Consider the following 20,745-nt stretch of genomic DNA (forward strand, 5'->3'; position numbering starts at 1 on the left):
AGACCCGGCTCGGGCAGTCGCCGAGCGGCTCGTCGCTGCCCGCGTACTCCACGCCAGCGTCCAGCCAGCTGTCTTCCTCTTCGGAGTACGTACGTGTCGAACTCTTCAACGGGCCTTGCCATGGGCCCCTCCGCCACCCTGCCCGTCGGGCGCGGTCTGCTCTACCTCGCCTTCGCCGGAGTCGCCTGGGGCACGGCGGGCGGCGCCGCGGCCCTGGTCTTCGGGGCGAGCGACCTCGGGCCGCTCGCCCTGTCCTTCTGGCGCTGCGCGGGCGGCCTTGTCCTGCTGCTCGGCGCGATGGCGCTGCGCCGCCGCCCCGCGCCCAAGGCCGCCGAACCGCGCGGCCGCCGGCTGCTGCGCATCCTCGGCAACGGCATCGGCCTGATGATCTTCCAGAGCGCGTACTTCGCGGCTGTGGAGGCCACCGGACTCGCGGTCGCCACCGTGGTGACCCTCGGCGCGGGGCCCGTCCTCATCGCGCTCGGCGCCCGCGTCGCCCTGGGCGAGCGGATCGGCTGGGCCGGCAGCGCGGCCGTGGCCGGAGCGCTCGCCGGGCTCGCGGTCCTGTGGATCGGAAACGGCGGCGGCACGGTCCGGCCCGCCGGGGTCGTCCTCTCGCTGGTGTCGGCTGCCGGGTACGCGGCCATCACCCTGCTGACCAGGTGGCTCGGCCGCGAGGGCGGCGCCGCCGACCCGTCGGCCACCACGGCCTGGGCCTTCGGCGTCGCGGCCCTGTGCCTGCTCCCGTTCGCGGGCACGGAGGGCCTGCTTCCGCACACCGTGGAACCGATGCGGGTGGTCTTCCTGCTCCTTTACGTGGCGGCCGTGCCCACCGCGCTCGCGTACGCGCTCTACTTCGCCGGGGCGGCGGTCGTCCGGGCCGCGACCGTGTCCGTGATCATGCTGCTCGAACCGGTCAGCGCGGCCGTGATCGCGGTGTCGGTGCTCGGTGAACGCATCACGGCGGCGACCGCGGCGGGCACCGCGCTGCTGCTTCTCGCGGTGATCGGGCTCGCCGCGGCCGAGACGAGGCAGGCGGCCAGGTCCCGCCGAGAGCCGGTGGTGCTGTAGCGAGCGGTGGGCCCCCGGGCGGGGGCCCACCCTTCCCGTGAAGCGCGAACGAGGCGCGGCTGCCTCAGAGCGCCGACAGGTAGTCCGGCACGGGCAGCGCCGGGTCCAGGCCCTCCGCCGGGACGGGGGCGCCGTAGCCCGGGGTGAGCGGCAGGACGCCGGACCAGTGGGGGAGCGCGAGGTCCTCAGGGTCGTCGTTCGGGCCGCCGGTGCGCAGCTTCGCCGAGACCTCGTTCAGGTCGAGGCTGATCACCGCGGTCGCGGCCAGTTCCTTCGCGTTCGCCGGGCGCGAGTCGAGGGAGCGGCCCGGGACGACGTGGTCCACCAGCGCGTCGAGCGCGGCGCGCTTCTCCCCGGGGTCGGTGACCTCGTGCGCGATGCCGTGCACCACGACCGAGCGGTAGTTGATCGAGTGGTGGAAGGCGGACTTGGCCAGGACCAGGCCGTCGACGTGGGTCACGGTCAGGCACACCGCAAGCCCGGGATCGGCCTGGCCCGCCGCGCGCAGCGGACGCGAGCCCGTCGAGCCGTGTATGTAGAGCCGCTCGCCGACCCGGGCGAAGAGCGTCGGCAGCACCACGGGCGCGCCGTCGCGGACGAAGCCCAGGTGGCAGACGTACGCCTCGTCGAGGAGGCCGTGCACCAGCTCGCGGTCGTACGAGGCCCGCTCGCGCGAGCGGGTCGGTACGGTGCGGTCGGTCGCCTGATAGGGGGCTGCGGTCGCGGTGTCCGACATTGCGATCTCCATTGCACTAGTGCATAATGTGGTTTGTGCTAGGAGAATATCGGATTGTGGGGCGCCGCGCATCGGAGATCGCCGAGAGTGTGGAGCGCGCAGTGGGCTCCGGGGGGCTCGAACCGGGTCAACTGCTGCCCCCGCTGCGGGAGTTGGCGACCGAGCTCGGCGTGAACCCCAACACCGTCGCGGCCGCCTACCGATTGCTGCGCGACCGCGGGGTGATCGAGACGGCGGGCCGGCGCGGCAGCCGCGTGCGCCCGAGGCCCGCGAGCACCGCCCGCGACCTCATCCGCGTGGACGTGCCCGAAGGCGTACGCAACATCGCCGACGGCAATCCGGACGCGACGCTGCTCCCGCCGCTCGGCGAGGCGCTGGCCGCCGCCGCCCGCAGCAATGCCGAACGGCCCGGGCGGTACATGTACGGGCAGGAGCCCGTGGACGAGGATCTCGCGCGCCTGGCCCGCGCCGGGTTCGACGAAGGGGGCGTGCCGGACGGGCCGGTCGGCGTGCTGTCGGGTTCGCTCGACGCCATCGAGCGGGTGCTCACCTCCCACCTGCGCCCCGGTGACGCGGTGGCGATCGAGGATCCCGGCTGGGGCGCGCTGCTCGACCTCGTACCGGCGCTCGGGCTGCGGCCCGAACCCATGGCGCTCGACGACGAGGGCCCGCTGCCCGAGGGGCTCGAACGCGCCCTGGCCGCGGGCGCCAAGGCCGTCGTGATCACCTGCCGGGCGCAGAACCCGACGGGCGCGGCCGTGAGCGCGGCCCGCGCCCGGGCCCTGCGCAAGGTCCTCGCCGGGCACCCCGGGGTGCTGCTCATCGAGGACGACCACGGCCACGGCATGGTCGATCTGCCGCTCCATCCCGTCACCCCGGTCACCGAGCACTGGGCTTTCGTACGGTCCGTGGCCAAGGCGTACGGGCCGGATCTGCGGCTCGCCGTGCTGACCGGGGACGCCGTCACACTCGACCGGGTGCGCGGGCGCCAGCGGCTCGGGCCCGGCTGGGTCAGCCGGCTGCTCCAGCGGGCCGTCGTCGAGCTGTGGACATCGGGCGCCGTCGACCCGGCGAAGGTCGCGTGCTCGTACCGCGAACGGCGCGAGGGCCTGCTGCGGGCACTGCGCGAGCGGGGCGTCGAGGCGCACGGCCGCAGCGGCTTCGTGGTGTGGGTGCCGGTGCCGGACGAGACGGGTGCGGTGTCCCGGCTGCTGCACGCGGGCTGGGCGGTGGCGCCCGGCGCCCGCTTCCGGATGGCGTCGGCGCCCGGCGTGCGGCTCACGGTGTCGAGCCTGGCCCTGGACGAGATCGGGCCGCTCGCGGACGCGATCGCCTCCGCGATCGGCCCGGGCCCCGGGACGCGCTACGTCTACTGAGCCTTCGGCTTCGCGCGGGCGCGGCTCTGGGTGAGGGCCGCGCCCGCGAGGACGACGACCGCGCCGACCGGGGTGTTCCAGCTGAGGCTCTCGCCGAGGACCGCGACACCGGCGGCCGTGGCGATCACCGGGATGAAGTAGGTGACCATCTGCGCGGTCGTCGGGCCCACCTCGTTGACGAGCCCGTACTGGACGAGCACCGCGAGGCCCGTGCCGAGCGCGCCGAGCGCCGCGACCGCGAGCAGCGGGACGAGCGGGAAGGAGCTCGGGAACCCGGCGAACAGCGGGGTGACCAGGGCCAGTTGGAGCGTGGCGACGCCGAGCTGCGAGCCGATCAGGGACAGATTGGAGTGGCCGCTGCCCGCCAGCGTGCGCCGGACGTAGATCCAGCCGACCGGGTAGCAGAGCGAGGCGAGCAGCGCCATCGCGGTGCCCGTGACGTCCAGACCGTGGAAGCCCTGCCAGGCGCCGAGCACGGTGAGCACCCCGAGGAAGCCGAGGCCGAGCCCCGCGACCCGGCGGCGGGTCGGCCGGTCCTCGGAGAGCGCCACCATGGACAGCGCCATGCCCCACAGCGGCGAGGTCGCGTTGCAGATGCCGGCCAGCGTCGAGGGGATCGTCAGTTCCGAGTACGCGAAGAGCGAGAACGGCGCCGCGTTGAGGAGCAGCGCCGCCACCGTGAGGTGCAGCCAGGTGCGGCGCCCGCGCGGCAGCCGCTCGCGCTTGACGGCCATCGCCACGGCGAGCACCAGCGTGCCGAACAGCAGCCGTCCGAAGGTGACCTGGAACGGCGCGTAGCCGTCCGTGCCGACCTTGATCAGCAGAAAGCTGAAGCCCCAGATCAGCGAGAGCGCCGCGAACCGGATGCGCCAGTCGAGGGCGGGACGGCGCGGGACCGTTGTCGAGGTCGGTGCGGGGGAGGTGGCCCGGGACGGGGCGGTGGTGCTCATGACGACCAGGATGAGGCCGAGAACTACGTAGCACAAGCGAGAAAGTATGCGGACGATCGGTTAGCATCGCTTACATGTTGAATCTGGAGCGCCTGCGCACCCTCGACGCGGTGGCCCGGCACGGCTCGGTGGGCGGCGCGGCCGACACCCTGCACGTGACCACCTCCGCCGTCTCCCAGCAGCTCGCCAAGCTGGAGCGGGAGGCCGGCCAGCCGCTGCTCGCCAAGAACGGGCGGGGCGTGCGGCTCACCGACGCCGGCCGGCTGCTTGCCGATCACGCCTCGCGCATCCTGTCCCAAGTCCAGGTCGCCCAGGCCGAGTTGGAGGCCCAGCGCGGCCGGGTCGTCGGCGAGCTCAGGATCGCCGGGTTCGCCACCGCCGCCCGGGGTCTTTTCCCCGCCGCGCTCGCCTCGCTGCGCGCCGAGCATCCGCAGCTCGCCGTCCGCTCCGACGAACTGGAGGCCGACGAGTCGGTGCGGGGCGTGCTGCTCGGCGACCTCGACCTCGCGCTCGTACTCGACTGGTACAACAAGCCGCTGCCGCTGCCCGACGGGCTCGCCAAGCGGGCGGTCCTCGACGACCTCGCGGACGTCGCCCTGTCCGCCGGGCATCCGCTGGCCGGCCGCGAGGCGGTGGACCTGGAGGAGTTCGCCGACGACGAGTGGATCACCTGGCCCGAGGGCGAGTTCTGCAACGAGTGGCTCATGTTCACGCTGCGGGGCAAGGGCATCGAGCCGAGAATCGCCCACGTGGCCCGCGAACACGCCACCCAGCTCGCCCTGGTGGAAGCCGGGTTGGGCGTCAGCATCGCCCCGCGCCTGGGCCGTGGCCCGATCCCCGACGGGGTGCGGGTGGTTCCGGTGCGCGACGCGATGAGCCGCCATGTGTACGCGGTGTGGCGCGCCGACGCCGACCGCAGGCCCTCGATCCGGGCGGCCGTCGACGCGCTGGCGGCGGCGGGGGAGCGGCTCGCCTGAGGGCTACCGCGCGAAGTCGCCGCCCAGCTTGCGGAAGTCCCACGACACCACCGTGTCCGGGGTCAGCCGCAGCCAGGCGTGCCGCCCGTCGTGGACCATCTCCTCGAGGCCGAAGTTCTTCGCCGCGAACAGCCGCTCCACATCGGCGAGTTCAGGACACGGCTCGCCGGTGCGCGGGGCCTCGCCGACCGGGACGACGCTGCCGCTCAGCTCCACCCCGCGCAGTTCCCCGTACTCCGTGCCGTCGTCCACCACCACCGCGACGCGCGGGTCCTTGCCGAGCTGGGTCCAGCGGCGGCTGCGGGTGATCGAGTACAGCCAGAGCGAGCCGCCGTGCCAGACGTACCAGAGCGGCGCGACGTGCGGCCTCCCGTCGGCCGAGACGGTGGCGACCCGGCAGGTGCGCTGCTCGCCGAGGAAGGCGTCACGCTCCTCGTCGGTCATCATGATCCGGCGGCCCCGGCGCTGTGTGACGGTCATCCGCGCCATCCCTTCCACGGTTGCGTGCAGGCATTCTGACGGTCCGTCAGGAATCATGGCGCGCTCTTCCCTCGTTGCGCAATGGCGGTTAGCCTCCGGCGCCATGGCGACGAAGGAACTCCTCGCGGAACAGCTCGACCCGTCCTCCACGGTCCTGATGACCGTGGAGTGCCAGCAGGGCGTGGTCGGCGCGGACAGTGCGCTGCCCGAACTCGCCAAGGTGGCGCGGGAGTCGGGAGCGCTGCACAACGTGGCCCGCCTTGTGGCGGGCGCGCACGAAGCGGGCGTCCAGGTGCTGCACGCGGTCGCGGAGCGCCGCCCCGACGGGCGCGGGGCCAACCGCAACGCGCGCCTGTTCCGGGCCGCCGAACGGCTGCCCGTGCAGCAGTACTCCGGCTCACGGGCGGTGCGGATCGCCGAACCGATCGAGGTGGCCGACGAGGACATCGTCGTACGCCGCCTGCACGGCCTCTCACCGGTGGCCGGAACGGACGTGGACCCGCTCCTGCGCAACCTCGGCTGCCGCACCCTGATCGTCACCGGCGTCTCGGCGAACGTGGCGATCCCCAACGCGGTCTTCGACGCGGTCAACCTCGGCTACACGGCGGTCGTCGCGGCCGACGCGATCGCGGGGGTGCCGGCCGACTACACCCCCGCGATGATCCGCAACACCCTCGCCCTGGTCGCCACGGTGGCCGCCACCGACGACATCCTGGGCTGCCTCAGGGTGGCCCGCCGCGTCACGCGAGCTTGATCGAATCCCCCTCGACGGAGATCGCGGCGGCGGGCAGCGGGGACGGCGCGGGGCCGCCCTTGACGCTGCCGTCCGCGACGTCGAACTTGCTGCCGTGGCAGGGGCAGTTGATGGTCCCGCCCGACACCGACGACACGGCACAGCCCTGATGGGTGCACTTCGCCGAGAACGCCTTGAACTGGCCGGCGGTGGGCTGGGTGACCACGACGCCCTGCGCGGCGAAGATCTTCCCGCCGCCCTGCGGAATGTCCGACGTCTTGCCGAGCACGCCCCCGGCGTCCTTGCCGGCCCCGTCCCCGGCGGGCTTCGCGTCGTCCGAGCCGCCGCCCCCGCACGCGGTGAGCGCGGCGGCGAGCCCGGCCGCCCCGACGCACGCGATGACGGTGCGGCGCGCCGGAACCTGCACGGGTACGGACTGCGATTCGGTGCTCATGCTGACTGTCCTCTCGATGTACGACGCCTAGCTGCGTGAGGGTGTACGGGAGGGGCGCGCGGGGCGTTCAGCGATCCGGCCACTTCTCATGAACCGGGCGGGGCCGGGCCGGGAGGAAAAGGGAGCGAGCGCCCGATTGCCGCGAAGTAGCCTGTGCCCATGCTCACTGAAGTCACCGCGACCCGGTACGTCACGCCGTTGCGTGAGGGCGGATCGCTTCCGGGCATCGTCGAGGCCGACGATCTCGGAACGTATGTCATGAAGTTCACCGGGGCCGGCCAGGGCCGCAAGACGCTCGTCGCGGAGGTCATCTGCGGGGAGCTCGGCCGGCGGCTCGGGCTGCGCGTCCCGGAACTGGTCACCATCCAGCTCGACCCGGTCATCGGCCTGTCCGAGCCCGACCAGGAGGTGCAGGAGCTGCTCAAGGCGAGTGGCGGCCTCAACCTGGGGATGGACTACCTGCCCGGCTCGCTCGGCTTCGACCCGCTCGCCTACCAGGTGGACGCGGCCGAGGCCGGGAAGGTCGTCTGGTTCGACGCGCTGATCAACAACGTCGACCGGTCGTGGCGCAACCCCAACATGCTGGTCTGGCACGGCGACCTGTGGCTCATCGACCACGGCGCCACGATGATCTGGCACCACAGCTGGCCGGGCGCCGCTGCCTCGGCGGCCAAGCCGTACAACGCCTCCGACCACGCGCTCGCGCCGTTCGGCCCCGACATCGCCGCCGCTGCCGCCGAGCTCGCGCCGCTGGTGACCGAACAGCTCCTGACCGAGGTCGCGGCCCTCGTGCCGTGCGAGTGGCTGGTCGACGAGCCCGGGTTCGACACCACCGACGCGCTGCGGCGCGCCTATGTCGAGCCGCTGCTCGCCCGAGCCGCCGACATCCACGAGCGGATCACGTTTGACACGCCGGTGAAGACAAAGGCGCCGCAGCCTCCCGGCTGGCTCACCGACCACATCAAGCCGTGGCCGCACCCCACAAAGAACGCCCAGAACGCCGAGAACAGCACGAAGGACGACGACCGTTGAGCAAGCGCGATGTCTTCGAGTACGCGCTGCTGCGCGTGGTGCCACGTGTCGAGCGCGGTGAATGTTTCAACGCGGGCGTGCTGGTCTATTGCCGCGCCCACTCCTTCGTCGCCGCGCGCACCCATCTGGACGAGGCGAAGCTGAAGGCGCTCGACCCGGCCGCGGACGTGGTGGGCGTACGGGCCGCGCTGCGCGCCGTCGAGGGCGTCTGCGGCGGCGGCGAGGGTGCCGGGCAGGCGGCGGGCGACGACGCGGGCCGCCGGTTCCGCTGGCTGATCGCGCCGCGCTCCACGGTCGTCCAGCCGGGCCCCGTGCACACCGGCCTGACCGCCGATCCGGCGGCCGAGGCCGAGCGGCTGCTCGACCTCCTGGTGCGCTGAATTCCGCCCCGGCGGGGGTGTGACATGCGCCGGGGGATCCGTGGGCCGTTGACACCGGGTGCCAGGGCTTCTAGCGTCTCGTCTGCTGAAGCTACTAAGCGGTTGCTCAGTGACTGAGGGCCGCGGATCCCAGGGCGAGGAGAACAGCATGTCCACCACCGAGCAGCGTGTCGCCATCGTGACCGGGGCGGCGCGGGGCATTGGCGCCGCGACCGCCGTCCGGCTTGCGGCCGAGGGCCGGGCCGTCGCCGTACTCGACCTCGACGAGGCGGCCTGCAAGGACACCGTCGACAAGATCACCGCGGCGGGCGGCCGGGCCATCGCCGTCGGCTGCGACGTGTCGGACAGCGCCCAGGTGGAGGCGGCCGTCGAGCGTGTGGCGGCCGAGCTCGGCGCGCCGACCATCCTCGTCAACAACGCGGGCGTGCTGCGCGACAACCTCCTCTTCAAGATGAGCGAGTCGGACTGGGACACCGTGATGAACGTGCACCTCAAGGGCGCGTTCCTGATGGCCAAGGCCTGTCAGAAGCACATGGTGGACGCCAAGTGGGGCCGCATCGTCTCGCTCTCCTCGTCCTCCGCGCTCGGCAACCGCGGCCAGGCCAACTACTCCGCCGTCAAGGCCGGCCTGCAGGGCTTCACCAAGACCCTCGCCAAGGAGCTCGGCAAGTTCGGCATCACCGCCAACGCGGTCGCCCCCGGCTTCATCGTCACCGAGATGACCGCGCAGACCGCCGCCCGGGTGGGCATGGGCTTCGAGGAGTTCCAGGCCGCGGCCGCCACCCAGATCCCCGTCCAGCGCGTCGGCTTCCCCGAGGACATCGCCAACGCGATCGCCTTCTTCTCGGGCGACGCCGCCGGCTTCGTCTCCGGCCAGGTCATGTACGTGGCCGGCGGACCGCTCAACTAGGGCCAGGGGCAAGGGACATGACTGAACTTCCTGAACTGTCGGGCAAGGTGGCCCTGGTCACCGGAGCCAGCCGCGGCATCGGCTACGGCATCGCCGAGGCGCTCGTCGCCCGCGGCGACCGGGTGTGCATCACCGGACGCGGCGAGGACGCCCTCAAGGAGGCCGTCGAGAAGCTCGGCTCCGACCGGGTCATCGCGGTGGCGGGCAAGGCCGCCGACGAGGCCCACCAGGCGGCCGTCGTCGAGCGCACCATGGAGGCCTTCGGCCGGGTCGACTTCCTGGTCAACAACGCCGGTACGAACCCGGTGTTCGGCCCGATCGCCGAGCTCGACCTGAACGTCGCGCGCAAGGTCTACGAGACGAACGTGATCTCCGCGCTCGGCTTCGCGCAGCAGACCTGGAAGGCCTGGCAGAAGGACAACGGCGGCGCGATCGTCAACATCGCCTCCATCGCCGGCGTCTCCGCCTCGCCCTTCATCGGCGCGTACGGCATGAGCAAGGCGGCCATGGTCAACCTGACCCTCCAGCTGGCGCACGAGTTCGCGCCGGTGGTCCGGGTCAACGCGATCGCCCCGGCCGTGATCAAGACCAAGTTCGCCCAGGCGCTCTACGAGGGCCGCGAGGCGGAGGCCGCCGCGGCCTACCCGCTGGGCCGGCTCGGCGTGCCCGCCGACATCGGCGGGGCGGCGGCCTTCCTCACCTCCGAGCAGTCGGACTGGGTCACCGGACAGACGCTGGTCGTCGACGGCGGGCTGTTCCTCAACGCCGGAGTCCACTGACACGAGGAGTCCGCGAACCCTGAGCGGATTTGCTCCTGAATATTCCAAAGTGCCCTGCTGAGACGGTCGGTCGACTCGGCGGGGCACTGCGGTATGGTCTGCCGACCCATGGCCGATCGAGGAGCGTGCACGTGTTCAAGCGGACCATCTGCCGGCGCACCATGGCGGCCCTTGCGTCCATATCCCTGCTCGGCGGCTGCGGACTGCTCTCGGGGGGCGGTTCGCAGGCGCAGCAGGAGATAACAGTGGGTACGACGAGCGAACCGAGCACGCTCGACCCGGCCGCGTCCTGGGACGGATCGTGGGAGTTGTACCGGAATGTCTTCCAGACGCTCGTGGCCTTCCCGACCGGCAGCAGCGCCCCGCAGCCCGATGCCGCGAAGTCCTGCGAGTTCCAGGACAAGTCGAGCCGCACGTTCACCTGCACATTGCGCAAGGGAATGACCTTCTCCGACGGAGCCACGCTCGACGCGAACGCCGTCAAGTACTCCATCGACCGGATCGTGAAGATCAACGTGAAGGCGGGTCCGAAGGGGCTGCTCAGCAGCCTGGACCACGTCAGCGTCGACAACGATCTGACCGTCACCTTCCACCTCAACAAACCCGACGCGACCTTCCCCTACGTGCTCGGCGCGCCCGCGATGTCGATCGTGGACCCCAAGGCCTACCCGGCCGACAAGCTCCGCGACGACGGCGGGCTCACCGGCTCCGGCCCGTACACGCTCGACTCGTACAAGGCGGGCGACCGCGCGGTCCTGAAGAAGAACGACAGCTACCAGGGCTTCGCGCAGCTCAAGAACGACGGCGTCACCATCCGCTACTTCCGCGACTCCAAGACCATGGTGGACGCCCTCAAGAACAAGCAGATCGACGTCACCTACCGCGGCATCACCGCGGACGAGGTCGAGGACGTACGCAACGAGAAGGCCGCGGGCAAGCCGCTCGAACTGGTCGAGAACACCGGCACCGAGATCCGCTTCCTGGTGTTCAACCCCAAGGACCCCGAGGCCGCGAACCCTGCGGTACGCCGCGCGGTCGCCCAGCTCGTCGACCGCGACGCCCTGGTCGCCAAGGTCTACAAGGGCACCGCCGAACCGCTGTACTCGATGGTCCCGACCGGCGTGAACGGGCACACCACCAGCTTCTTCGACACCTTCGGCTCGCCCAGCGTCGACAAGGCGAAGCAGATCCTGCGCAAGGCCGGCATCACCGCCCCGGTCCCGCTCACGTTCTGGTACACCACCGACCGCTACGGCTCCTCGATGGCGGCGGAGTTCCAGGAACTCAAGCGGCAGCTCGACGCCTCGGGCCTCTTCGAGATCACGCTCGACAGCCGCCCCTGGAAGACGTACACCGAGGGCTTCCAGGCCGGCGAATTCCCCGTCTTCGGGCGCGGCTGGTTCCCCGACTTCCCCGACCCGGACAACTTCATCGCTCCGTTCGTCGGCAAGGAGAACGCGGTCGGCACGCCGTACGAGCCGCGCGAGATCACCACGCAGCTGATCCCGCAGTCCCGCGAGATCTCCGACCGGGGCGCCGTGAGCAAGCAGTTCGAGCGCGCCCAGGACATCCTCGTCGACGACGTACGGCTGCTGCCCCTGTGGCAGGGCAAGCTCTACATCGCCGCGAGCGACGACATCGCGGGCGGCGAGCGCGCCATGGACCCGCAGACCGTCATGCAGATGTGGGAGCTGCACCGCAAGACCAGCTGGTAGGGGCGGGCGCGGACGGCGTTGTCAGTGGCTCCCGGTAGGTTCGGAAATCCGCACCGAGGGTGCGGTAACCGAATGTCCCACGGAGGTTGTTGACGTGACCGATATCGCCATGCTGCCCGAATCCTGGCAGGGCGTCCTCGGCGAGGAGCTCCAGAAGCCGTACTTCAAGGAGCTCACCGCGTTCGTCGAGGAGGAGCGGGCGAAGGGCCCCGTCTTCCCGCCCCGCGAGGAGGTCTTCGCGGCCCTCGACGCGACGCCGTACGACAAGGTGAAGGTCCTGATCCTCGGCCAGGACCCGTACCACGGCGAGGGCCAGGGACACGGCCTGTGCTTCTCGGTGCGGCCCGGCGTCAGGACGCCGCCGTCGCTGCGCAACATCTACAAGGAGATGCGCGACGAGCTCGGCCTGGACATCCCGGACAACGGCTATCTGATGCCGTGGGCGCAGCAGGGCGTGCTGTTGCTCAACGCGGTGCTCACCGTGCGCTCCGGCGAGGCCAACTCGCACAAGGGCAAGGGCTGGGAGAAGTTCACCGACGCGGTGATCCGCGCCGTCGCCTCGCGGCCCGACCCGGCGGTCTTCGTGCTGTGGGGCAACTACGCGCAGAAGAAGCTCCCGCTGATCGACGAGGAGCGCCACGTCGTGGTCAAGGGCGCGCACCCCTCCCCGCTCTCGGCCAAGAAGTTCTTCGGCTCGCACCCGTTCACGCAGATCAACGAGGCCGTCGCGGCCCAGGGCCACGCCCCGATCGACTGGCGCGTGCCGAACCTGGGCTGAGGGGGACCGGTCGAGGGGGACCATCGGCCGGGCGTGGTGACGGCGTCCGGCTGACAGGCCCGGGTCCCCGCCCGAGCCTGAGGCCCATTGTCAGTGGCGGCGGCTAGCGTCGAAGACGATCGGCTTTCGTGACGACGGGTGGAGACAGCGGTGACGGACATGCAGGAAGCCCCGGGGGACATCGTGATGACCCGGATCGGGCAAGCGATGATGCTGCTGCACGGCGGGGACCGCGAGGAGGCCCGCAACCGCTTCGGCGCCCTGTGGACGGAGCTCGGCGAGGACGGCGACGCGCTCCACCGCTGCACCCTGGCCCACTACATGGCGGACGCCCAGGACGACGCCGGGGACGAACTGGCCTGGGACCTCAGGGCGTTGGCGGCGGCCGACGGCCTGAGCCAGGAGCGTCTGACCGAGCACCACGCCTCGCTCGCGGTGCGGGCCTTCTACCCCTCGCTCCACCTCAATCTCGCCGCCGACTATCTGAAGCTGCACCGCCCGGAGGAGGCCCGGCTCCACCTCGACCGGGCCCACGCGGCCCTGGACGCGCTGTCCGACGACGCGTACGGCAACGGCATCCGCGAGGCGCTGCGGCGGCTCGAAAGGCAGTTGGACGCCGTGTGACGGGCCGCCGGTGGCGCGCCGGATGACGGTCCGTCAATTGCCGTATGCCTCATGGCAGATGCGGGCCTCGGGGCTGTCCGGCTGCCAGCCGCCGTACCCCTCGCCCAGCGCGCAGATGTCGCCCGAGGAGGGCGGCGCGGGGGCCGGCCGGGGGTGCCTCTTCCTGGGGGCGGCGGGGTGGCGCCTGGGCTGATCGGTCCGGGGGTGGCGGTGAGGGCGGGGCGCGTCCGGCTGCTCCGCCTTCGGCGGAGGGGGCGGCGAAGGGGAGGGGGCGTCCGGCGGCATGGCCGAGTCCAGGGCTTCGCGGGCCGGGGCCTGGACGATCTGCGTCTGCGGGGCGCCCCCGCCCGGCGGCCGGGCGGGCGGGGCGGCGGATGGCTGGGTGGGCGTGGTCCGGGCGTCGACGGAGACACAGCCCGAGACGCATCCGCAGACGGTGAGAGCCGCCACGGCCGTCATGAGCTTCAGCGCGTTCCTGGTTCGGTGCATCTGGCAACTCTGCTGGCTGTGGCGGCAGTTGGGCGATAGTACGGGCCTACAAATGGCCCGCACGAGTGACCCGGCCGCCTCCATGTTTCCCCGGACTCATTCGCCCGTCGAGCCGTCGACCGCCTCGCGGATCAGGTCGGCGTGGCCGTTGTGGCGGGCGTACTCCTCGATCATGTGGGTGTAGATCCAGCGGAGATTGAAGTGCTGGCCGCCCCGGGCGGTGCCGACGCTGAGGTCGTCCAGGTCGTGCTTCGCCGCATGCGAGCGGGCGGTCGCGACCTCGCGCTGCCAGCCGGCGAGGGCGTCCGCGTAGGTGTCGTCGGGGCCGAAGTGGAAGTCGGCGTCCGGGTCCTCCTCGGTCCCGTACACCCAGACATCGGGCTCGCCGCCGAACACCGTGGTGAACCACCAGCGTTCGACCTCGGTCAGGTGACGCAGCAGGCCGAGCAGGGTGAGCGTCGAGCTCGGCACGGCGGCCTGCTTGAGCTGCTCGTCGGTGAGCCCGGAACACTTCCACACCAGCGTCTCGCGGTGGTATTCCAGCCAGCCGTCGAGCATCGCCCGCTCGGTGGCGTCCAGTGCGGGCTCATTGCGCTCGGCGGTCTCGGCCGGCGGTACTTCGGAGGTCGTCATGGCGTCATCCTCGCGGACGGCCTCGACCCACGGCCAACGGTTATCGCAGCGGCGGTCCCGCCAGCATCCCGCGGAGCAGCTCGGCGAAGCCGAGCCGGATCTCCGGCTCGGACGGCACCTCGGCGTGGTAGGAACCAGCCGCACAGGAGAACATCAGGCCCTCGCTGAACGAGATCAGGGAGAGCGCGTGGCGTTCGGGCGCGCTCGATCCCGCGGCCTTCATCAGCGCCACCAGAGGTGCCCTGAACTGCCGCCCGGCCGCGTCGTAGTACGCGCGCAGCTCCGGACGCCGGGTCGCCTCCAGGGCCAACTCGTAGCGGGAGACGAGTAGTTCGCGGTGGTCGGTGAGGTAGCGGTGCAAAGACAGGGCCAGCGCGCCGGCCAGCTCGTCGAGACCGCTCCCGGGTGCCGGCATCTCGGCCGGGACGAGCACCTTGGCCTCGCGTTCGGCCTGCCGCCCGACCGCCGCTTCGAGCAGTGCCCGGCGGGTCCTGGCCTGGTTGGAGGTCGAGCCCTGCGGCAGCCCCGCCAGCTCGTCGACGGCCCGGTGTGTCAGGCCGCGCATGCCCCGCTCGGTGAGGAGGGCGAGCGCGGTGTCGGCGATGAGTTCGGCACGGGAGGTGCCCGGGTTACGTGCGGCCATGGGGTCCAATCTATCCCGCCGACTACAGCTGTAGTAACGTGAGCATCTCACTACAGGCGTAGTCGACAGGGGGCGTCATGGGCGTGTACAGCGGCAACGGGGCACCTCGCGCGGTGGTCGTCGGCGGCGGAATCGGTGGGCTCACCGCCGCCGTGGCCCTGATCCGGCGCGGCTGGCGGGTCACCGTTCTGGAGCGGGCGCCGGAGCTGAAGCCGGTCGGCGCGGGCATCGGGCTCGCTCCCAACGCCCAGCGGGCCCTCGACGTCATCGGCCTGGGCGACGACATCCGGGCGCTCGCCGCCTGGCAGGGGGAGGGCGGGCTGCGCACGCCGAGCGGCCGATGGCTCTCCCGCACCGACCCGCAGGCCGCGGCCGATGCCTTCGGCGGCCCGATGGTCCTGCTGCACCGGGCGACCCTGATCGCCACCCTCTCCGCCGCGCTCCCCGAACGGACCGTACGCACCGGAGAGTCGGCGGAGCTGGTCGACCGCGGGGCGGCCGACCGCCCTGCGGTGGTCCGCACCACCGAGGGGGACATCGAGGCGGACCTGGTCGTCGGCGCCGACGGCATCAGTTCCGCTCTGCGCAAAGCCCTGTTCCCCGTCCATCCCGGCACCGTGTACTCCGGGTTCACCGCCTGGCGCGTCGTGGTGCCCGACCCCGGGCGGCCCTTCGCGCCGCACGAGACCTGGGGGCCCGGCCGCCTCTGGGGCACCCAGCCCCTCAAGGACGGACGCCTCTACGCGTATGCGGCGGCCAGGACGCCGCAGGGCGGACGCGCCGCGGACGGTGAACCGGCCGAGCTGCGGCGGCTGTTCGGCACCTGGCACGACCCGGTCCCGGCCGTCCTGGACGCGGCCGAGGGCGTCCCGGTGCTGCGCAACGACGTCCACCGGATCGCCGAGGCCCTGCCCGCCTACCACCGCGGACGGGTCGCGCTCGTCGGCGACGCCGCCCACGCCATGGCGCCGACACTGGGCCAGGGCGGCAATCAGGCCATCGAGGACGCCATCGTGCTCGCCCACCACGCGGACCCGCACGGTGACCTCGCCACGGGCCTCGCCCGCTACAGCGCCGAGCGGCTGCCCCGCACCATGGGCATCGTCCGCAAAGCGGACCGGACCGCGCGGCTCACCATGCTGCGCGACCCGGTCGCCATCGCGGTCCGCAACACCCTGATCCGTGCGGTCTCCGCGCTCGGCCCCGCTTTCGCGCTCCGCTCCTTCGCGGATATCGCCACCTGGCAGCCGCCCCGGCGCACGTATGCTGACCAGGCAAGGAAGCTGGACACCCGTCGGCAGAAGGAGACCCCGTGAAGGTCGGATGCATCGGACTCGGGGACATCGCGCAGAAGGCCTATCTGCCGGTTCTGACCACGCTGGCGGGCACGGAGCTGCATCTGCAGACCCGCACCCCGGCCACCCTCGCCGCGGTGGCAGCCGCCCATCGCATACCGCAGGCGCAGCGCCACACCGACCTCGATTCGCTGCTCGCGCAGGACCTCGACGCCGCGTTCGTGCACGCGCCGACGGCGGTGCACCCGGAGATCGTGGCCCGGCTGCTCGAAGCGGGCGTACCGACCTATGTCGACAAGCCGCTGGCGTACGAACTCGCCGAGTCCGAGCGGCTCGTGGCGCTCGCCGAGGAGCGCGGCGTCAGCCTCGCCGTCGGCTTCAACCGGCGGCTCGCGCCCGGCTACGCGCAGTGCGCCGACCATCCGCGCGAGCTCATCCTCATGCAGAAGAACCGCGTCGGGCTCCCCGAGGACCCGCGCACCCTGGTGCTCGACGACTTCATCCATGTCGTGGACACGCTGCGCTTCCTGGTGCCGGGACCGATCGAGCACACCGTCGTACGGGCCCGCGTGCGCGAAGGGCTGATGGAGCACGTGGTCCTCCAGCTCTCCGGCGACGGGTTTACCGCGATCGGCACCATGAACCGGATGAACGGTTCCACCGAGGAGATCCTGGAGGTCTCCGGCCAGGACACCAAGCGCCAGGTTCTCAACCTCGCCGAGGTCGTGGACCACAAGGGCCAGCCGACCGTGCGCCGCCGCGGCGACTGGGTGCCGGTCGCCCGCCAGCGCGGCATCGAGCAGTCCGTCCTCGCCTTCCTCGACGCCGTACGGGCGGGCAAGACGCTCAGTGCGCAGGATGCGCTGGCGACTCATGAGCTGTGCGAGAGGGTGGTGCGGGAGGCCCTGGAGCAGGCCTCCTGAGGGCTCGCGCGCCCTCGGCCGAGCAGAAGGCGGCGAGCACGGCCAGTGCCCCGTACACTGCCCAGTCGCCGAGCCGCACATAGGGCGTCGTGCCGGTGGCGAGCGGCACGTCGTACACGGCGGAGGTGCTGGCGGACGTGCCGATCCACCGGCCGATCCGCCCGCCGTCGGGGCCGTAGACCGCGCTGATGCCGGTCAGCGTCGCATGGACCGTCGGACGGCCCGTCTCGGCGGCGCGCAGCGCGGCCAGCGAGGCGTGCTGCGCCGGCGCCCAGGTGTCCTGGAACGTGGAGGTCGAGGACTGCGCGATGAGCAACTGGGCGCCCATGCGCACCAGATGACGGCTCATGTCGGGGAACGCGGACTCGAAGCACACCAGCGGCCCCACCCGTACCGCGTCCGGCAGCGTCATCACCACGGGCGTCGTGCCGCGCTGCCGGTCCTCGCCCGCCGCCTTGCCCACCGAGGTCGCCCAGCCGAGCAGCGAACGCGCCGGGATGTACTCGCCGAACGGAACGAGCCGCATCTTGTCGTAGCGCTGCCCGGTCGGTCCCTCTGGCCCCACGAGGACCGAGCTCTTGAAGATCCCCGGCTTGTCGGACCTGCGGGCGTCCACATTCACCAGAATGTCCGCGTGCAGGTCCTTGGACAGCGCCGCGATCCGCGCGGCCAGATCCGGCCGGGCCGCCAGATCCTGCCCGACGCTGCTCTCGCCCCACACGACGAGGTCCACGTGCTGCCCGGCCAGCGCACGGGTCAGCGCCTCGCTGCGGGCGAACCGGGCGTCGCCGTTCTCGATCACACCGGGCTGCACCACGGCGACCCTGATCTGCCCGTCCCGCTGCATGTGCGGAGCCCACATCCACACGGCTCCAGTGGTGAGCGCGCACACCACGAGGGCGGACACCATGGCGGTACGCACAGAGGGGAGGGCCACACAGAGCGTGACGGCGATGTTGACCGCCACCACCAGCAGGCTCACCAGCCACACCCCGCCCACCGACATCAGTCGCAGCGCCGTAGCGACCTCCCACTGGCTCGCGCCGAGCAGCCCCCACGGCCCGCCGAGCCCCTGCCACGACCGGACGAGCTCCACCATCAGCCAGCCCGAGGGCACCACCGCGACGGCGGCCAGCGCGCGCGGCACGGAGGGCCTGCCCCCCAGCGTCGAGCGCACCAGGATGCCCCACGGCGCCCAGAGCAGCCCGAGCAGAGCGGCCAGGACCACGATGAAGACGTTGAGGCTCGGCAGCAGCCAGTGATGCACCGCCAGCATGAACCCGATGCCGCCGAGCCACCCGTCGAGCGCGGCCCGCCGGACGCTGCCGGCGGACCGGATCAGCAGCAGCCAGGGCACGAGGGCGACGTACGCGAACCACCACAGCGAGGGCGCCGGGAAGGCCAGTGAGGGCAGCGCCCCGGCGAGCAGCGCGGCCGCGCCGCGCCACCGGGCATCGCTCGGACGCGGTGTGTGACGGCCGACCGGAATCCGCATGCAGCGCCTCCTTGCCCGCCCCCGTGATCAGTTGGGTTCTCCTGCCAGTGTGCAGGTCAGGGGCCGCCGCGCACAGACGGCCCGGCGCCCGGCGCGTCCGGCCCGCGCGCTCAGCCCCCGGCGAGCGCCCCCGACATCCGCCGCCATTTCTCGTGCACGGTCACCGACCTCAGCCGCCAGCCCGCGTCCGTGCGGACCAGCGAGAAGGTGTAGCGCCCGCCGGACTCGAAGTCGGGCGCGGGCGGGCTGCCGTCGCCGTTGGCGCCCAGGCACATCGGGTTGAGGTAGTCGGCACGCAGTTCCGCGCGGTCGCCCGGGTAGCCGCCGAGATCCTGCAGGGTCACCAGGCGGTTGGTGATCAGGTGCTGGCGGACCGGGAAGAGCCGCATGGTCTCGGCGAGCCAGCGGGCCACCTCCTCGGCCGGGCCCTCGATGCCGCCCGCCGGGCGGTAGTCCGCGCGGCCGTCGGCGGCGAACAGGGCACGGTAGGCGGTCCAGTCCGCGTCGTCGACGGCCGCGGCGTACGCGGTGATGAGTTCGTCGATGGCCAAACGGTCGAGCAGGGTCCCGAGGTCCACGCGCTGCGTCATCGGCTCAGTCTGTGCCAGCGGGCCCGGTACGCCAAGAGTCCTGCACTTGTGGCTGGTTGGCGCCCCGTGCTACCGCTGGCGCCATGACTCATGAGACGGCTCCGGTGGTACGCAGCGAACGGCACGGCCGGGTCACGACGGTGATCCTTTCGCGGCCCGGCGTGCGCAACGCGGTGGACGGCCCGACCGCGAAGGCCCTGGCCGACGCCTTCCGCGCCTTCGAGGCCGACGAGCGGGCCGCGGTGGCGGTGCTCTGGGGGGAGGGAGGCACGTTCTGCGCGGGTGCCGACCTCAAGGCGATCGGCACCGAACGCGGCAACACGGTCGCGGAGGACGGCGACGGCCCGATGGGCCCCACCCGCCTCCGGCTCTCCAAGCCGGTGATCGCGGCCGTAGCCGGGCACGCGGTGGCCGGCGGCCTGGAACTCGCGCTGTGGTGCGATCTGCGGGTGATGGAGGAGGACGCCGTGTTCGGGGTCTTCTGCCGCCGCTGGGGCGTGCCCCTGATCGACGGAGGGACGGTACGGCTGCCGAGGCTCATCGGGGCGGGCCGCGCCATGGACCTCGTCCTCACCGGGCGGCCGGTGGACTCGGCCGAGGCGCACGCCATCGGCCTCGCCGACCGGGTCGTACCCGCCGGCACCGCCCGTGCCGCCGCGGAAAAGCTGGCCGCCGAGATCGCCGCCTTCCCGCAGACGTGCCTGCGCCACGACCGGATGTCGCTGCTCGAACAGGAGGGCCTCGGCGAACCGGAAGCCCTGCTGGGCGAGGTGCGGCACGGCGCCCACGCGCTCGGGGAGGCGGCCGAGGGAGCGGCGAGGTTCGCGGCGGGGGCGGGTCGGCACGGCGCCTTCGAGGGCCGGGGCTGAGCGCCTTCAGGGCCGACGGATGTACGGCGTCGTCACGGTCAGCGGCGTGAAGCCGAGGCGCTGCAGGATGGGGCGGCTCTGGTCGGAGGCGTCGACCTGGAGATAGCGGTAGCCGCGCTCGGCGGCGATGCGGGCCCGGTAGGCGACCAGGGCGCGGTAGATCCCCTTGCCGCGCCACTCGGGCAGAGTGCCGCCGCTCCACAGACTGGCGAACTCCGTGCCGGGGTGGAAGTCCATGCGGGCCGCGCTCACCGGCATGTCCCCGGCCATGGCGACGACCGCCGTGACGGTGTCGGGGGCCTCGGCGAACTGGGTGAGGAGGCGCGCGCGGAACCGGGCGCCGTCCTTGTCGAAGGCCCGCTCGTGGACGTACGTCATGAGGTCGACTCCGGCCGCGTCGGTCACCGGACGCAGGGTGATGCCGTCGGCGGGCTCGACGTCGAGGGGGAGGTCCGCGACCCGGGCGATCATCACGGTCTCCTCGGGCTCGGCCTCGAATCCGGCCGCGAGGAGGCGCCGGCCGAGGTCGGCGGGGCAGTCGTGGCCGTACAGCTTCCACTCGCACTCGTTGCCGAGTGAGGCGAAGTGGCGGGCCTGTGCCGCGATCTCCGCGTCCGCGTTCGCCGCGGTCAGGTCCGACCAGAGGATGCCGTTCCACACATGGCCGGGACCCACCTGCCGTACGACATCGCCGGTCCGCTCGACGATCGCGCCGGGGCCGTCGGGAAGGGCGTTCTCCCGCATCTGCCGGTCGAAAACCGCGAGCAACTCGTCATCGGTGCCGAAAGTACTGGTGTCCATCCGGCCACTCCA

24 protein-coding genes are annotated in these 20,745 nt (G+C 72.2%); 14 read left to right on the plus strand and 10 right to left on the minus strand.

From position 1 onward, the window contains the following. The first annotated feature begins 120 nt into the window (after window positions 1–120). On the plus strand, window positions 121–1,071 hold the full coding sequence (locus ABD346_RS07960) for a DMT family transporter (protein ID WP_344374427.1): 951 nt from the start codon (window positions 121–123) through the stop codon (window positions 1,069–1,071). A 64-nt stretch (window positions 1,072–1,135) separates the two neighbouring features. On the opposite strand, the gene ABD346_RS07965 is transcribed toward ABD346_RS07960, so the two are convergent. Then, entirely contained in the window at window positions 1,136–1,819 is a 684-nt protein-coding gene (locus ABD346_RS07965; RefSeq protein WP_381228283.1) for a pyridoxamine 5'-phosphate oxidase family protein, read from the minus strand. A gap of 23 nt (window positions 1,820–1,842) precedes the next feature. On the opposite strand from ABD346_RS07965, the gene ABD346_RS07970 reads away from it, so the two are divergent. Next, on the plus strand, window positions 1,843–3,183 hold the full coding sequence (locus ABD346_RS07970; protein WP_344373352.1) for an aminotransferase class I/II-fold pyridoxal phosphate-dependent enzyme: 1,341 nt from the start codon (window positions 1,843–1,845) through the stop codon (window positions 3,181–3,183). On the opposite strand, the gene ABD346_RS07975 is transcribed toward ABD346_RS07970, so the two are convergent. Continuing rightward, complete coding sequence (locus tag ABD346_RS07975) at window positions 3,177–4,133, minus strand: DMT family transporter (protein WP_344373353.1); 957 nt, start codon at window positions 4,131–4,133, stop codon at window positions 3,177–3,179. The genes ABD346_RS07970 and ABD346_RS07975 overlap by 7 nt on opposite strands. Before the next feature lie 74 nt (window positions 4,134–4,207). Here ABD346_RS07975 and ABD346_RS07980 point away from each other — a divergent pair, with 74 nt between their 5' ends. After that, window positions 4,208–5,110 carry a LysR family transcriptional regulator gene (locus ABD346_RS07980; protein WP_344373354.1) on the plus strand — a complete coding sequence of 301 codons (903 nt, stop codon included), beginning with the start codon at window positions 4,208–4,210 and terminating at the stop codon, window positions 5,108–5,110. Between the two features lie 3 nt (window positions 5,111–5,113). On the opposite strand, the gene ABD346_RS07985 is transcribed toward ABD346_RS07980, so the two are convergent. Next, entirely contained in the window at window positions 5,114–5,590 is a 477-nt protein-coding gene (locus tag ABD346_RS07985) for a pyridoxamine 5'-phosphate oxidase family protein (RefSeq protein ID WP_344373355.1), read from the minus strand. A 103-nt stretch (window positions 5,591–5,693) separates the two neighbouring features. On the opposite strand from ABD346_RS07985, the gene ABD346_RS07990 reads away from it, so the two are divergent. After that, a complete protein-coding gene (locus ABD346_RS07990; protein ID WP_344373356.1) occupies window positions 5,694–6,344 on the plus strand; it encodes an isochorismatase family protein in 651 nt (216 codons plus the stop codon). Here the strand turns inward: ABD346_RS07990 and ABD346_RS07995 are convergent. After that, on the minus strand, window positions 6,331–6,777 hold the full coding sequence (locus ABD346_RS07995) for a Rieske (2Fe-2S) protein (protein ID WP_344373357.1): 447 nt from the start codon (window positions 6,775–6,777) through the stop codon (window positions 6,331–6,333). The two genes, ABD346_RS07990 and ABD346_RS07995, sit on opposite strands and share 14 nt — an antisense overlap. 159 nt (window positions 6,778–6,936) lie before the next feature. Here ABD346_RS07995 and ABD346_RS08000 point away from each other — a divergent pair, with 159 nt between their 5' ends. From ABD346_RS08000 to ABD346_RS08030, 7 genes are all read left to right on the plus strand, one after another. Continuing rightward, a complete protein-coding gene (locus ABD346_RS08000; protein ID WP_344373358.1) occupies window positions 6,937–7,809 on the plus strand; it encodes a HipA family kinase in 873 nt (290 codons plus the stop codon). Then, window positions 7,806–8,189 carry a DUF3037 domain-containing protein gene (locus tag ABD346_RS08005; RefSeq protein ID WP_053724272.1) on the plus strand — a complete coding sequence of 128 codons (384 nt, stop codon included), beginning with the start codon at window positions 7,806–7,808 and terminating at the stop codon, window positions 8,187–8,189. The genes ABD346_RS08000 and ABD346_RS08005 overlap by 4 nt, the downstream gene beginning before the upstream one ends. A 148-nt stretch (window positions 8,190–8,337) precedes the next feature. Beyond that, complete coding sequence (gene fabG / locus ABD346_RS08010) at window positions 8,338–9,099, plus strand: 3-oxoacyl-ACP reductase FabG (protein WP_344373359.1); 762 nt, start codon at window positions 8,338–8,340, stop codon at window positions 9,097–9,099. Between the two features lie 17 nt (window positions 9,100–9,116). After that, window positions 9,117–9,878, plus strand: a complete 762-nt coding sequence (locus ABD346_RS08015) for an SDR family oxidoreductase (protein ID WP_344373360.1) — start codon at window positions 9,117–9,119, stop codon at window positions 9,876–9,878. A 161-nt stretch (window positions 9,879–10,039) separates the two neighbouring features. Next, the gene (locus ABD346_RS08020; RefSeq protein ID WP_344374428.1) at window positions 10,040–11,593 is read left to right on the plus strand and encodes an ABC transporter substrate-binding protein; all 1,554 of its coding nucleotides are present in this window, start codon (window positions 10,040–10,042) and stop codon (window positions 11,591–11,593) included. 94 nt (window positions 11,594–11,687) lie between these two features. Beyond that, window positions 11,688–12,371: a uracil-DNA glycosylase gene (locus ABD346_RS08025; RefSeq protein ID WP_344373361.1), complete on the plus strand. Its 684-nt coding sequence runs from the start codon at window positions 11,688–11,690 to the stop codon at window positions 12,369–12,371. A gap of 150 nt (window positions 12,372–12,521) precedes the next feature. Continuing rightward, complete coding sequence (locus ABD346_RS08030) at window positions 12,522–12,995, plus strand: hypothetical protein (RefSeq protein ID WP_344373362.1); 474 nt, start codon at window positions 12,522–12,524, stop codon at window positions 12,993–12,995. Between the two features lie 33 nt (window positions 12,996–13,028). On the opposite strand, the gene ABD346_RS08035 is transcribed toward ABD346_RS08030, so the two are convergent. The 3 genes from ABD346_RS08035 to ABD346_RS08045 form a co-directional block, all read right to left on the minus strand. Then, a complete protein-coding gene (locus ABD346_RS08035; RefSeq protein WP_344373363.1) occupies window positions 13,029–13,484 on the minus strand; it encodes a hypothetical protein in 456 nt (151 codons plus the stop codon). Window positions 13,485–13,580: 96 nt separating this feature from the next. Next, entirely contained in the window at window positions 13,581–14,117 is a 537-nt protein-coding gene (locus ABD346_RS08040) for a DinB family protein (protein WP_344373364.1), read from the minus strand. Between the two features lie 40 nt (window positions 14,118–14,157). Then, window positions 14,158–14,760, minus strand: a complete 603-nt coding sequence (locus ABD346_RS08045) for a TetR/AcrR family transcriptional regulator (protein WP_344373365.1) — start codon at window positions 14,758–14,760, stop codon at window positions 14,158–14,160. A gap of 77 nt (window positions 14,761–14,837) precedes the next feature. On the opposite strand from ABD346_RS08045, the gene ABD346_RS08050 reads away from it, so the two are divergent. Both ABD346_RS08050 and ABD346_RS08055 read left to right on the plus strand, forming a co-directional pair. After that, window positions 14,838–16,076, plus strand: coding sequence for an FAD-dependent oxidoreductase (locus tag ABD346_RS08050; RefSeq protein WP_344373366.1), 1,239 nt, complete (start codon window positions 14,838–14,840; stop codon window positions 16,074–16,076). Then, on the plus strand, window positions 16,073–16,978 hold the full coding sequence (locus ABD346_RS08055) for a Gfo/Idh/MocA family protein (RefSeq protein ID WP_344373367.1): 906 nt from the start codon (window positions 16,073–16,075) through the stop codon (window positions 16,976–16,978). Before ABD346_RS08050 ends, ABD346_RS08055 begins: the two co-directional genes overlap by 4 nt. Here the strand turns inward: ABD346_RS08055 and lnt are convergent. Together lnt and ABD346_RS08065 are read right to left on the minus strand one after the other, a co-directional pair. Beyond that, entirely contained in the window at window positions 16,902–18,473 is a 1,572-nt protein-coding gene (gene lnt, locus ABD346_RS08060; protein ID WP_344373368.1) for an apolipoprotein N-acyltransferase, read from the minus strand. The two genes, ABD346_RS08055 and lnt, sit on opposite strands and share 77 nt — an antisense overlap. Window positions 18,474–18,583: 110 nt before the next feature. Continuing rightward, on the minus strand, window positions 18,584–19,063 hold the full coding sequence (locus tag ABD346_RS08065; RefSeq protein ID WP_344373369.1) for a nuclear transport factor 2 family protein: 480 nt from the start codon (window positions 19,061–19,063) through the stop codon (window positions 18,584–18,586). Window positions 19,064–19,146: 83 nt separating this feature from the next. Between ABD346_RS08065 and ABD346_RS08070 the strand changes: the two genes are divergently transcribed. Beyond that, the gene (locus tag ABD346_RS08070; protein WP_344373370.1) at window positions 19,147–19,932 is read left to right on the plus strand and encodes a crotonase/enoyl-CoA hydratase family protein; all 786 of its coding nucleotides are present in this window, start codon (window positions 19,147–19,149) and stop codon (window positions 19,930–19,932) included. Between the two features lie 6 nt (window positions 19,933–19,938). Here the strand turns inward: ABD346_RS08070 and ABD346_RS08075 are convergent, their stop codons facing one another. Further along, the gene (locus ABD346_RS08075) at window positions 19,939–20,733 is read right to left on the minus strand and encodes a GNAT family N-acetyltransferase (protein ID WP_344373371.1); all 795 of its coding nucleotides are present in this window, start codon (window positions 20,731–20,733) and stop codon (window positions 19,939–19,941) included. Window positions 20,734–20,745: the final 12 nt, after the last annotated feature.

The sequence above is a fragment of the Streptomyces mauvecolor genome, assembly GCF_039532965.1.
Taxonomy (GTDB): domain Bacteria; phylum Actinomycetota; class Actinomycetes; order Streptomycetales; family Streptomycetaceae; genus Streptomyces; species Streptomyces violascens.

Bases quoted from the DNA above. Each gene is read 5' to 3' on its own strand.
- fabG (WP_344373359.1), top strand. From the start codon at position 8,338: ATGTCCACCACCGAGCAGCGTGTCGCCATCGTGACCGGGGCGGCGCGG.
- ABD346_RS07960 (WP_344374427.1), top strand. From the start codon at position 121: ATGGGCCCCTCCGCCACCCTGCCCGTCGGGCGCGGTCTGCTCTACCTC.
- ABD346_RS08075 (WP_344373371.1), bottom strand. From the start codon at position 20,733: ATGGACACCAGTACTTTCGGCACCGATGACGAGTTGCTCGCGGTTTTC.
- ABD346_RS07985 (WP_344373355.1), bottom strand. From the start codon at position 5,590: ATGACCGTCACACAGCGCCGGGGCCGCCGGATCATGATGACCGACGAG.
- ABD346_RS07980 (WP_344373354.1), top strand. From the start codon at position 4,208: ATGTTGAATCTGGAGCGCCTGCGCACCCTCGACGCGGTGGCCCGGCAC.
- ABD346_RS08050 (WP_344373366.1), top strand. From the start codon at position 14,838: ATGGGCGTGTACAGCGGCAACGGGGCACCTCGCGCGGTGGTCGTCGGC.
- ABD346_RS07975 (WP_344373353.1), bottom strand. From the start codon at position 4,133: ATGAGCACCACCGCCCCGTCCCGGGCCACCTCCCCCGCACCGACCTCG.
- ABD346_RS07990 (WP_344373356.1), top strand. From the start codon at position 5,694: ATGGCGACGAAGGAACTCCTCGCGGAACAGCTCGACCCGTCCTCCACG.
- ABD346_RS08020 (WP_344374428.1), top strand. From the start codon at position 10,040: ATGGCGGCCCTTGCGTCCATATCCCTGCTCGGCGGCTGCGGACTGCTC.
- lnt (WP_344373368.1), bottom strand. From the start codon at position 18,473: ATGCGGATTCCGGTCGGCCGTCACACACCGCGTCCGAGCGATGCCCGG.
- ABD346_RS08045 (WP_344373365.1), bottom strand. From the start codon at position 14,760: ATGGCCGCACGTAACCCGGGCACCTCCCGTGCCGAACTCATCGCCGAC.
- ABD346_RS08015 (WP_344373360.1), top strand. From the start codon at position 9,117: ATGACTGAACTTCCTGAACTGTCGGGCAAGGTGGCCCTGGTCACCGGA.
- ABD346_RS07965 (WP_381228283.1), bottom strand. From the start codon at position 1,819: ATGGAGATCGCAATGTCGGACACCGCGACCGCAGCCCCCTATCAGGCG.
- ABD346_RS08070 (WP_344373370.1), top strand. From the start codon at position 19,147: ATGACTCATGAGACGGCTCCGGTGGTACGCAGCGAACGGCACGGCCGG.
- ABD346_RS07995 (WP_344373357.1), bottom strand. From the start codon at position 6,777: ATGAGCACCGAATCGCAGTCCGTACCCGTGCAGGTTCCGGCGCGCCGC.
- ABD346_RS08035 (WP_344373363.1), bottom strand. From the start codon at position 13,484: ATGCACCGAACCAGGAACGCGCTGAAGCTCATGACGGCCGTGGCGGCT.
- ABD346_RS08065 (WP_344373369.1), bottom strand. From the start codon at position 19,063: ATGACGCAGCGCGTGGACCTCGGGACCCTGCTCGACCGTTTGGCCATC.
- ABD346_RS08040 (WP_344373364.1), bottom strand. From the start codon at position 14,117: ATGACGACCTCCGAAGTACCGCCGGCCGAGACCGCCGAGCGCAATGAG.
- ABD346_RS08000 (WP_344373358.1), top strand. From the start codon at position 6,937: ATGCTCACTGAAGTCACCGCGACCCGGTACGTCACGCCGTTGCGTGAG.